Source organism: Streptomyces sp. NPDC048434 (assembly GCF_043200375.1).
Lineage (GTDB): Bacteria > Actinomycetota > Actinomycetes > Streptomycetales > Streptomycetaceae > Streptomyces.
The window spans coordinates 1-10244 of record NZ_JBICXQ010000064.1 but is presented as its reverse complement, the minus strand read 5'-3'; the positions used below and the strand labels follow the sequence as shown (position 1 = coordinate 10244).

Below are 10244 nucleotides of genomic sequence, written 5' to 3'. Positions count from 1 at the left end.
CAACGGTCGTGGCGTGTTCGGTTTGGCCTGTCAGGTCGTCCGTGACGGCAGGTACGGACCCACCAGTGAAGCCGGCTACGCCCGTCGAGCAGTGGTGCCCAGAGAGCACCTTCAACGGTTCCCGGGCCCCTGGAGACGAGAGAACACAGAACGAGGCCCGACCGCCGGCGAACGCTTCGGTGCCCGGGACGAAGCCTGGACGAAGGTCTCCCCACCCGCCGGTGGGAAGTGGCCCCAGGCGCGGGGGGCTCCTCGCAAGGGTCCAGGCTGCGGCATCGAATCACCACGGGCCGCATGTCCTGCCCGGCTCACAGGAAAGCCGTTCAGGGCTGGCAGCGTGGACACCAGACGGTGGGGCGGCCGGCGGTTCGACTGGAACAGCGGCCGGCCACCGCGCGGGCACAGCGGCTCGCTGTCTCCCTGCGCGCCGTGAGCCAGGAACGCCGCGGCGGCACGCACCCGGCGCGCACGGAGCTGCGGAGCACCCGGCCCATCGCCGCGTGGAGGCTCCGGTACGCCGTCCCGCCGAGGTCCCGCGCCGGCGGCCGGGGAGAGACGCAGGCCCTCCAGAGGATCTCGTCACACAGAAGATTTCCGAGGCCCGCGATCACGGATTGGTACATCAGCGCACTCTTGACGGCACCACGCCGTCCGGACAGCAGGTCAGCCAGCTCCCCCGGCCCACGGCCTGGGCGTCGGGCCCCAGCCGGTCCAGTAAGGCCTGGTCGCCTCCAGGGAGCAACGAGCCGAGGGGCAGTCTGTGGCGTGCCGCAGGTCGTGTCTCACCCGAGTGGAGACGAGTCCAATTGACTCAGCAGGTCACGCGGCCCTTCGTAGACCTCCTGCGCTCCCGCCTCCAATAGCTCGTGGCGGCAGTAGCCGCCACTGAGCACGCCCACACACGGCACCCCGGCCCGAACACCGGCCTTCATGTCCCAGACCGTGTCTCCCACGAACACCGCTCGCCCGGGCTCGGTGCCGGCCTGCGCGAGCGCCTGTTCCACCAGGTCAGGGGCGGGTTTGCTGGACTCCACGTCGTCCGCGCCCGTGACCGCCGCGAGGGCGTCCTCGGCATCCAACGCGGTGCGCATGGCGCTCAGCTCCGCCCCGCCCGCCGAGCTGGCGAGCACCACCTCCCATCCGCGTCCGGCGCAGGCACGCAACAGGTCAGCAGCTCCGTCCAAGGGCGCAAGGCGGGTCCAATACTCGGCAAAGAGCGTCTTGTGCGCCGCGCTGAGGGCGGCATCGCGGTCGCGGTCCCGGCCAGGGCCCAAGAGGTGGCCGATGAGGTGGTCGGCCCCCATCCCGACAGTCCGATGGATGGCGGCCATCGGCACCCGGTGGCCGACCTGGCGGAACGCCTCCCACCAGGTGACGGCGTGCAGATAGGTGCTGTCCACGAGAGTCCCGTCCATGTCGAACAGTGCAGCTCTGCGGTCCGCATTCATGATCGCCTCCTACGGGTCACCATGAGGCCCCTCCCGATCCAGCGCAAGAATCAGGCCGGCACCTTCGGTCGAGGCCGTCGCCCCTCAGCTCGTGCGGTGTGCCAGTGCCTAGCTCCGGGGCGGGTGCCCGTCGTCTGGCGAAGCAAGCGCCGGCATCACGGGGAGAGCGCTGCCTTGATGAGAACACACCCCGTCCATCGACGATGGGGCAGTAGTAGTCCGCGAGCCCCCAGTCGGTCGATCGAGGGCCGTGATCAGCTGGTCGCGGTCTTCCTGTCCTTCCTCTCTCCTTCTCCTCTCCTTCTCGGTGCGGTTGGCTTCTTTGGCAGATCAGGCACTTCCTCGTGGATCGCGTACCTCATCGGCCAGAGCAGGGTGTGCAACGCCCCAGCGGCAGCACGGGGAGACGGGAAGAGCTCGGTCAGAGGCACCGGAACAGGAAGGCCCGATGGCTCGACAGCGGAGTCGTCCCCTTTACGCTCAGAAGATCTCCTCGGCAGTGGATCTGACGATCCGGGCCTGCATATTGCGTTCCATCATGCGCAGGGCGGCTTCCGCGAGATCGCGGTGGATATGCGCGCAGGCGTCCTCGACGACGGTGACGCCGATGTGCCGGATATGGGCGTCGAGCGCCGAGTAGAGCACGCATTGTTCGGTGACCTGGCCGCAGAGCACGATCGTGTCGACGCCGTGCTGGCGCAGCAGGTATTCCAGGGGCGTCTGGTAGAAGATCGAGTGCCGCGCCTTGACCACGAACAGGGAGTTCTCATCCGGCCGGAGCGGCTCCACCAGATCCGCGTGCGGGCCGCTGAGGACGGTGTCCAGCAGCTCGTCGTGGTGCGAGCGCCACAGCCCGAAATTGTCGTTGACGTAAATGACCTCGGCTTCGCTCCGCCGGGCCCGTGCGATCAGCGAGGTGAGGTGCGGCAGGACCTTGTGCACCGAGGGCAGCAGCAGTTCGGCGTCCTCGTGGTCGTAGGAGTTGAGCATGTCGATCACGATGAGTGCGGTGTCGGACATGGCGCGGCCCCCGGTCAGCCCCGGGCCGGGCGTTCGCGGACCACGTCCTCGGGCCGCTTGTCGTCGCGCAGGCCGAGGAACCGCGGATGGCGCAGCATGCCGTCACGGGTCCACTCCGTGAAGCCGATCTGGGCAACGAGTTCGGGGCGCACCCAGTGGGCGCTTCGCTCACGCACGGGCCCGTCGAACGGGGAGCGTTCGCATCGGCGGGCGTCGAGCAGGGTACGAAGCCGGCGCAAGGTCTCCTGGTCGAAGCCTGTGCCGACCTTTCCCGCGTAACGCAGCGCGCCGTCTGCGTGGTAGCCGAGGAGCAGGGCACCGAATCCGATTCTGCTGCCGGCCGGTTCGGTGAAACCGCCGATGACGAACTCCTGGCCCTGCGCGCACTTGAGTTTGAGCCAGTCCGAGGAGCGGCGGGGCAGGTAGCGGCCGGCTGCGCGTTTGGCGATCAGCCCCTCCCAGCCGCGGGCGCACGCCTCGTCCAGCTCGCGGGCGCCGCCGTGGTTGCGGTGCGGGGTGAAACGCAGCGGCTGCCGGAAGTCGAGCGCCCGGCGCAGCAGGGACTTGCGGGTGCGCAACGGCAGCCGGGTGAGGTCGCAGCCGTTCAGCCGCAGCAGGTCGAAGACGTAGTACGTCACGGCGACGCCGCTGGCACGGGCCTGCTCGGGGTCGGTGAGCTGCATCCGCTGCTGGAGGCGGGCGAAGTCGGTGCGACCGTGCGCGAAGGCGACGATCTCGCCGTCGACGATGAAGTCCCAGCACCGCTGGCGACCGAGGGCGTCGACGATCTCCGGGTAGCTGGAGCTGACGTCGCGGCCGGTGCGGGACAGCAGCCGGGTGCGGTCGGGTTCGCGCACGCCGAGCGTCCGCACTCCATCGAGTTTGCGTTCGAAAATCCACCCGTCGTCGAACTCCCGGCGGTCGCTGAGCACGGCCAGCATCGGACGCACCGCGTACTCCTCGCCGGCTGGAGCGTCGTCCAGCAGTGCCCGCTCGGCCGGAGGCAGGGCCGCCAGCAGCTCACCGGCCCCGGTCATCACCGCTCCCTTCGCCCCGGCCTCCTCCTGGGCGACGCGCTTCAGGGGTCCGGCCGCTGCGGACGGATCGGGCCCGGCGGGCGTCGGGGGTGCCACGCGCTCCGGCCCGCTCGTCGCCCTCCTTGACCAACAGCCACCCGGGGCCACCGCCGCGGAACCGGGTGAGCGCATAGCCCCCATGCAGCTTGCTGCCATCGAGCCAGAACGACGCATGGCCATGTTCCAGCGCCTCGCTGAACGTGCGGCTGGGGCCCTTCTTCCCCGACAGCGGCCGGTAGCTGCCCCCGTCCCAGACCATCACGGTGCCTGCGCCGTACTCCCCTTCCGCGATGACTCCTTCAAAATCCCGGTACTCCAGCGGGTGATCCTCGGTGGGCATCGCCAGCCGCTTGTCCTGCGGGTCAGGGGACGGACCCTCCGGCACAGACCACGACTTCAGCACGCCGTCGACCTCCAGCCGGAAATCGAAGTGCAGGGTGCTGGCGTCGTGGATCTGCACCACGAAGCACAGCGTGTCACCAGCGGAAGCATGCCCACCCTGCGGCTCGCGGGTCCGGCCGAAGTGCCGTTTACCACGATACGTAGTCAGTTTGTTCCTGCTGGTCACGGGTTCTGCCTGCCTTTCTTCGGAGGCCGCCTCTCTCACTGTGGCGCGCGGCGGACAGCGGCGCATGTGCACCCGCTCGCTCGCACCACAGCCCTTCGCCTGCCCGATACGGCCGGTAACACCACCTGCCACAGGACACTCAACGTCCGAGGAAGGTGGTGATGGTGCGGAACCCGGCGAGCTTGAAGGGACCATGGGCCCGGATTGCTCTCCACGACCGCCAGCTCGTGGGCGGCAGCCCGCAGACCGCGGATGCGCCCTGATGTCCGAGCGCACCGGAGTTGAGTGCTCGGTTGAAGGAGGCCAAGCATCAATGGGAGCAAGCTCAGAGTCAGATGACGGCAGCGCCCACATGCGGCAGACATTCCGACGCGAGCGTGCTGCGCGGAACAGAGACGCAGGCGAATGTGAAGCAGCTGTCCGTCAGTGGGACGGATGGCGGGTCGGTGGTGGCCAGGGCGGTGAGCAGCGCCCACCGGGCCGAGGTCGGACTCCAGGCGTCGAAGCGCTTGCGGGCGGAGGCTCACTTCTCGCGTGAGTTCCGGTGGCGGGCCCAGGTGGGCAAAGCGAACCAGCAAAGCAGAAACCAGGCAACGAGCCCCATGACGAGCCAGGGGACGGCGCTGTTGTGCATCGCCACGCGCAGAACCAGGAGCAGCACCAAGGTGACGGTTGCCAACAGCAATAAGGTCCCGGCGAGTGTCAACCGTGCGGCCCAGAGAACCGTCTCAGGCTTGATCCGGCGTCCGGTGACCAGTCGGTGAAGGGTGACGGGACCGATGAGCGCACCGGTGGTGGCTGCGCCGAGGAGGACAGTGACCACGTAAATGGTCTTGTCCGTTTGGCTGAGCGGGGCGAAGCGGGGCGTAAAGACGACGGTGAGCAGAAAACCGAAGAGAATCTGCACACCGGTCTGAATGACGCGGACTTCCTGCAGCAATTCATTCCAGCGCCGGTCGGCCCGCTCCTCCGCCGACTCATGGCGTCCGTCGGATATCTGTCCTCGGCCTGACGATTCCATACGCCCTCCCGTGATCCCACGAGCCAGTCATTGCGTCAGCTGCGGCAGCACCTGCGTGCGGTAGAAGTCGAAGAAGCCGCGTTGGTCAGGGCCGATCTGGCTGATGTACACGGCGTCGAAGCCCGCGTCCGTGTAGGCGTTGATCGCGCTGAGGTGCGCGTCCACATCGCCTCCGCACGTCACATTCTCCGCGACGCGGTCCGGGGTGACCAGTTGCGCCGCCTGCTCGAAGTGCCGGGGAGTGGGGAGAATCTGCGGCAGTTCACCGGGGAGCTGCTCGTTGGCCCACAGCCGATGCGCAGTCCGGACGGCCTCGTCCCGATCGGTGGACCAGCACACTTTCAAGCCGCCGCGAACGGGTTTCGTGCCGCCGCCGCTGCGTCGGAAACGCTCGACCGCCTCACCATCCGGAACCATGGTCACAAAGCCGTCGCCGATCCGACCGGCCAGTTCCGTGGCTGCGGGACCGAACCCCGATACGTCGATGGGCACCGGCTCGTCGGGGACGGTATAGAGGCGCGCGTTTTCCACGGTGTAATACCTGCCGTGGTGGCTGACCTGCTCGCCTGTGAAGAGCTTCCGCATCACCTGCACGGCCTCTTCGAGCATATCCAGACGAACCGACGCGTGGGGCCATGCGTCCCCGAAGATGTGCTCGTTGAGTGCTTCTCCGCTACCTACCCCGAGCCGGAACCGTCCCCCTAGCTGCACCGCTGCGGTCGCTGCCGCTTGGGCGGTGACGGCAGGATGCAGCCGCATCGTCGGGCACGTCACAGCCGTCTCCACCGGAAGCGATGTTGCCCGTGAAAGGGCCCCGAGTACCGACCAGACGAAGGGGCTCTGGCCCTGCGCATCGTTCCACGGATGGTAGTGATCGGAGATCCACAACGAGGTGAAGCCTGACTGCTCCGCCATACGAGCCTGCTCGACCAGTTCTGCCGGCCCGTGCTCCTCACTGGACAGGAAATAGCCGTACTGCACGATCAGGCCTCCATAGCCGGCTCGTTGGGACTCTCACATCTCTAACACCAGTGAAGGCCGGCGCGTGGGCACTGCGCCCAGACCGTCTGCATGGTGTTCCGTTCCGCCTTCGGTAGGGGGCGGGACGTCACTGCGGTCGAATGAGACAGAAAGGGTGGCCGACAGGGTCAGCATAGACACGAAAGTCTCGCCTTCCGCCTTCATCCTCAAGGTCCAGGGCTTTTGCTCCGAGGGCGAGCACTTCCCTTTCACGCGCCTCCATGTCGTCCACGTCCAGGTCGAGATGGAGCTGTTGCGAGTGGCTTGTGCTGGGCCACTCGGGCGGAACGTAATCAGGTACTCGCTGGAACGAGAGCCGCTTCACGTCGCTGATGTAGAGATCAACCCACTCGCTGTCGGTCTCGCCCTTGATCTCGCCTCCCAGCAGCTGCGCATAGAAGTCGGCGAGGGCGTACGGATAAGGACAATCAAAAACGAGCGTACGGATCGTCGCGATGGCCATCGCTCCTCCTCGGGGTGAGTGAAACAGGTACCCGAATGGATCGTGCGCAACCGTTCCGCATCGGTAGTTATCTCGGTTGGCCCCCTCCCTCACGTGACCCGACCGACGGCTGGAGAACCGGGTCGGCCCAACCTCGTGACAGGAAATTCGAGGCAGCGGTCGGCGTCCGCCTCTCGGGTCGCTGTGCTCCGCGCCTTCACGCCCGCGGCCATCCCCAATCTCCGCATCCCCTTCCGTTCAATCGCGCGGCTCTTCGGTGGAGCTTCTGACAGTGCCCACGGACATCACTGATCCTTCTTGTATCCCCGGGGAATTCGCAAAGCCGCATGGCATGACTCGGAGCACCAGCCCCTACCGCAAGCCTGTCCAACGGGCCTCTATGTCGGGCCTGCGGCATCGAAGCATCAACCGCTTCTTTTGCCAACGTGATCGCTGTCTGGACGCAGGCATCTCTTCAGAGGCTTGCAACTTGCGGATGCGTTACGTAGCTGATTCTCCGCACGGGCGGCTGCGGGCAGAGGGAGGATCCTGCGCCAGAATACGGTCTGCTGCGGCGAGGGCATCGTTGATCTCTGCGGTCGCCGTGGCCACGCACAAGGTGTACGACACATCGTCCAGCTGCGCGGCGGTCTTCAGGGTTTCCCTCTCCGCGTGGGCCAACCGAGCAGCGGCATACCGGCTGAGGAGGGCCCGCACGTCCTTCGGGTCCGGCATCAACATGATCCAGGCTCCTTATCGACTCTCCTCAGGGTGTGTCCCCAACGGCGCCAGTCATGTCTCCGGCGGGGCCGCCTTCCTGACGACACGGAACTCAGTTGCCGGGCCTTCAACAGTCGCCGCTCTGCCCCCCTTCCCGATCAGGCCGGTGTCCTCGTAGTCGCCTTGGTGTTCAAGCCTCGGCAGCTCATCGCGGAACCAGCGGGTCACGACGGCGGGCAGACCGGCCCGTATCACCTGTGTGGCCCGCAACCACGGCTGGGCATAGAGGACCGGGGCCCGCCGTTCCATGCCGCGGACCAGGCGGTCGGCAACTGCTTGTGGCCTGTAGACCTTGCCCGCGGGCCACAGCAGACGCGCACGCAGCTCCCGAAGGACCGCAGCGTTGATCATTTCGGTCTCAGCCCAGCTGAGATAGCCGATACCGACATCCACCCCGCGGTGTGCCACCTCGGCACGCAGCGCATGCGCGAATGCCTCGACGCCTGACTTTGACGCGCAGTACGCCGACATCATCGGGGCTGCGGTCATACTCGCGAGCGAAGCCACCTGCAAGTAGTAGCCGCGTGTGGTGAGGAGGCCGGGGAGGAAGGCACGGGCGGTCAGGGAGCTTCCGATGAGATTGACCTCGATGACCCGGCGCCATGTGTCCGCGTCGGACCGCAGGAAGGACCCGGCGGCGGCCACACCCGCGTTGGCGACCACCACCGACGGCGGCCCCAGTTGCTGCTGCACTCTCGCGGCAACTGCCGTCAGCGCGGCCTCGTCGGTGATGTCGGCACACCAGTGATGTGCCCGCCCGGGGAACGACGCCGCGACCCGCTCCAGTTCAGCTTCTTCCAGCCCGACCAGCGCCACCGTCGCGCCACGGCGTACCAGAGCCCGGACCATGCATTCCCCCAGCCCACGAGCGGCTCCGGTCACCACCGCGAGCCGACCTGACAGCGGCGGGGGGCTCTGGGGGCTCATGCCCGCACTCCTCCCTGCCCCTCCGCCCGGGGCAACGGCGTTCTGCCGGTGTCTTCCTGATCGCGGCGGTGAGGCCACTGCCAGGGGCTCGAGACGGGGGCACTCCGACGGCGCAGGCGCTCATCGACTCACCGTCGCGCCAGCCGCAGAGCCCCAAGACCGACAGGCTGTCCTCGGCAGGAAGATCGTGAACTCGCTCGCACCACGATAGTTTCGCTCGGTACTCCGCGCATCACGAGATGGTGCCCGATGGCGTCTGCGGAGGGCCCTGATCGGTGCGGCCTCCGCCCCGATGCCTGACCGGCAGGGTGCGGCTCGACCAGGTCTGTGACCACAGCCCCCCATCGCCGCCTGTACTCACCGTGCTCACTATGTCCCGCTACAGCGCACCTGCCCCGGGACCCGTCGGGAGGCCCACAGGACTGTCCCGCTCTAGGCTGACCATTCGACGGCTACGTCTCGTTCGCAGGAGGCTCGCATGGCCGTGCGGCATCGGCTGATCAGAAGGCCCCCCGAGGACGTGTGGGCGGTCCTGTCTGACGCGTCCCGCTTCAGCGACTGGGTGGTGGGCCCTTCGGCGACGACCAAGAAGGCCGGTGACTGGCCGCAGTGCGGCTCCACGCTGGAATACACCCTGCGCGTGGGGCCGTGGTCGGTGTCCGGCGAGACCATCGTCCGTCGCCACGACCCACCGCGGCACCTCGAGCTCGAGGTCGGCAGCGGGTGGCTGGGCACAGCGAGGATCGCCATCGAGGTTCGCCCCTGGGGCCAGCACGCTCTGGTGATCTTCGACGAACACCCGCTGCGCGGCCCCGGCGGACTGCTGCACAACAGCGCGGTCGACGCCGTGCTGCAGCTGCGTAACCGCAGCATGCTCGATCGCCTAGCCAAAGCCGCCGCGGCCCCGGCGGGAGTCGCCGGGAAACCTGCCTGATCCTGGCGAACCGGAGCACACCAGCTGACGAGCAAAGGCGAAGTGGAGGGATGATGCCGGACGCAGTGGTGATCGGCGCGGGGCCCAACGGGCTCGTCGCGGCAAACCTTCTTGCCGACGCCGGCTGGTCGGTGGAGGTACTGGAAGCGCAGAGCGAGCCAGGCGGAGCAGTCCGCAGTGACCGCGACGTCCACCCTGATTACGTCAACGATCTCGGTAGCTCCTTCTATCCTCTGGCCGCCGCCTCGCCCGTCCTTGCCAGTCTCGATCTGCACATCGAGGGGCTGCGCTGGAGCCATGCCCCGCGGGTCCTGGCCCATCCGCTGCCAGATGGCCGGTGCGCCGTACTGGACCGCGATCGGGACCAGACCGCGGCGGCCATGGACGCCTTCGCCCGCGGCGACGGAGCGGCCTGGCAAAACCTCTGCCGGATCTGGGACCGCATCGGTCCCGACCTTCTGGGCGCACTTTTCACCCCGTTCCCACCGGTACGATCGACAGCTCGACTCGCCGCCCGGCTGCGCGGTGCCGGCGGCCTGCGCCTCGCCCGAACGATGCTGCTGCCCGTGCGACGACTAGGCGAAGAGGAATTCAGCGGAGAGGCGGGACGGCTTCTCCTCGCCGGCAACGCCCTCCATGCCGACCTCGCTCCGGAGGCCGCCGGCAGCGGGGGCTTCGGCTGGCTGATGACCATGCTCGGACAGACCTACGGCTTTCCGGTACCGGTGGGCGGAGCCGGAGCCCTGACCGCCTCCCTGGTGAGGCGGCTCCGACACCGCGGCGGCATACTGCGCTGCGGTGAACGCGTCGTCGAGGTCGTCGTACGCGCGGGCCGAGCCGTGGCGGTGCGCACGGCGGACGGCGAATGCGTACCGGCGAGCCGGGCCGTGCTCGCGGACGTCTCGGTCCCCGCCCTGTACGGAGAGCTCGTGGACCCACGTCATCTGCCGGGCCATCTCGTACCGGACCTGCGCCGCTTCCAGTGGGATTTCGCTACCTTCAAGGTCG

12 protein-coding genes are annotated in these 10244 nt (G+C 67.9%); 2 read left to right on the top strand and 10 right to left on the bottom strand.

The annotated features are described in order from the left end of the window. Positions 1-323: 323 nt before the first annotated feature. The 10 genes from ACGFWI_RS38545 to ACGFWI_RS38500 all read right to left on the bottom strand — a co-directional run bounded on the left by ACGFWI_RS38545 (position 324) and on the right by ACGFWI_RS38500 (position 8302). Positions 324-623 carry a hypothetical protein gene (locus tag ACGFWI_RS38545; RefSeq protein ID WP_393910730.1) on the bottom strand — a complete coding sequence of 100 codons (300 nt, stop codon included), beginning with the start codon at positions 621-623 and terminating at the stop codon, positions 324-326. 159 nt (positions 624-782) lie between these two features. Then, positions 783-1448 carry an HAD family hydrolase gene (locus ACGFWI_RS38540; RefSeq protein WP_393910729.1) on the bottom strand — a complete coding sequence of 222 codons (666 nt, stop codon included), beginning with the start codon at positions 1446-1448 and terminating at the stop codon, positions 783-785. Between the two features lie 480 nt (positions 1449-1928). Beyond that, the gene (locus tag ACGFWI_RS38535) at positions 1929-2468 is read right to left on the bottom strand and encodes a cysteine hydrolase family protein (protein ID WP_393910728.1); all 540 of its coding nucleotides are present in this window, start codon (positions 2466-2468) and stop codon (positions 1929-1931) included. A 14-nt stretch (positions 2469-2482) separates the two neighbouring features. Further along, positions 2483-3505: a non-homologous end-joining DNA ligase gene (gene ligD, locus ACGFWI_RS38530; RefSeq protein WP_393910727.1), complete on the bottom strand. Its 1023-nt coding sequence runs from the start codon at positions 3503-3505 to the stop codon at positions 2483-2485. After that, the gene (locus tag ACGFWI_RS38525; protein WP_393910726.1) at positions 3489-4112 is read right to left on the bottom strand and encodes a DNA polymerase ligase N-terminal domain-containing protein; all 624 of its coding nucleotides are present in this window, start codon (positions 4110-4112) and stop codon (positions 3489-3491) included. Before ACGFWI_RS38525 ends, ligD begins: the two co-directional genes overlap by 17 nt. 523 nt (positions 4113-4635) lie before the next feature. Further along, entirely contained in the window at positions 4636-5133 is a 498-nt protein-coding gene (locus tag ACGFWI_RS38520; protein ID WP_393910725.1) for a DUF6328 family protein, read from the bottom strand. 27 nt (positions 5134-5160) lie between these two features. Further along, on the bottom strand, positions 5161-6117 hold the full coding sequence (locus ACGFWI_RS38515; protein ID WP_393910731.1) for a TIGR03557 family F420-dependent LLM class oxidoreductase: 957 nt from the start codon (positions 6115-6117) through the stop codon (positions 5161-5163). 124 nt (positions 6118-6241) lie between these two features. Beyond that, positions 6242-6616: a VOC family protein gene (locus ACGFWI_RS38510; protein ID WP_393910724.1), complete on the bottom strand. Its 375-nt coding sequence runs from the start codon at positions 6614-6616 to the stop codon at positions 6242-6244. A 480-nt stretch (positions 6617-7096) separates the two neighbouring features. Next, positions 7097-7336, bottom strand: coding sequence for a DUF5133 domain-containing protein (locus ACGFWI_RS38505; protein ID WP_393910723.1), 240 nt, complete (start codon positions 7334-7336; stop codon positions 7097-7099). 51 nt (positions 7337-7387) lie between these two features. Beyond that, on the bottom strand, positions 7388-8302 hold the full coding sequence (locus ACGFWI_RS38500; protein WP_393910722.1) for an SDR family oxidoreductase: 915 nt from the start codon (positions 8300-8302) through the stop codon (positions 7388-7390). A gap of 478 nt (positions 8303-8780) precedes the next feature. Between ACGFWI_RS38500 and ACGFWI_RS38495 the strand changes: the two genes are divergently transcribed. Together ACGFWI_RS38495 and ACGFWI_RS38490 are read left to right on the top strand one after the other, a co-directional pair. After that, entirely contained in the window at positions 8781-9236 is a 456-nt protein-coding gene (locus tag ACGFWI_RS38495; protein ID WP_393910721.1) for an SRPBCC family protein, read from the top strand. Between the two features lie 53 nt (positions 9237-9289). Next, positions 9290-10244: phytoene desaturase family protein (locus ACGFWI_RS38490; protein ID WP_393910720.1), on the top strand; the 955-nt coding region annotated here is incomplete at its 3' end.

Bases quoted from the DNA above. Each gene is read 5' to 3' on its own strand.
- ACGFWI_RS38545 (WP_393910730.1), bottom strand. From the start codon at position 623: ATGTACCAATCCGTGATCGCGGGCCTCGGAAATCTTCTGTGTGACGAG.
- ACGFWI_RS38520 (WP_393910725.1), bottom strand. From the start codon at position 5,133: ATGGAATCGTCAGGCCGAGGACAGATATCCGACGGACGCCATGAGTCG.
- ACGFWI_RS38500 (WP_393910722.1), bottom strand. From the start codon at position 8,302: ATGAGCCCCCAGAGCCCCCCGCCGCTGTCAGGTCGGCTCGCGGTGGTG.
- ACGFWI_RS38495 (WP_393910721.1), top strand. From the start codon at position 8,781: ATGGCCGTGCGGCATCGGCTGATCAGAAGGCCCCCCGAGGACGTGTGG.
- ACGFWI_RS38540 (WP_393910729.1), bottom strand. From the start codon at position 1,448: ATGAATGCGGACCGCAGAGCTGCACTGTTCGACATGGACGGGACTCTC.
- ACGFWI_RS38535 (WP_393910728.1), bottom strand. From the start codon at position 2,468: ATGTCCGACACCGCACTCATCGTGATCGACATGCTCAACTCCTACGAC.
- ACGFWI_RS38510 (WP_393910724.1), bottom strand. From the start codon at position 6,616: ATGGCCATCGCGACGATCCGTACGCTCGTTTTTGATTGTCCTTATCCG.
- ligD (WP_393910727.1), bottom strand. From the start codon at position 3,505: ATGACCGGGGCCGGTGAGCTGCTGGCGGCCCTGCCTCCGGCCGAGCGG.
- ACGFWI_RS38505 (WP_393910723.1), bottom strand. From the start codon at position 7,336: ATGTTGATGCCGGACCCGAAGGACGTGCGGGCCCTCCTCAGCCGGTAT.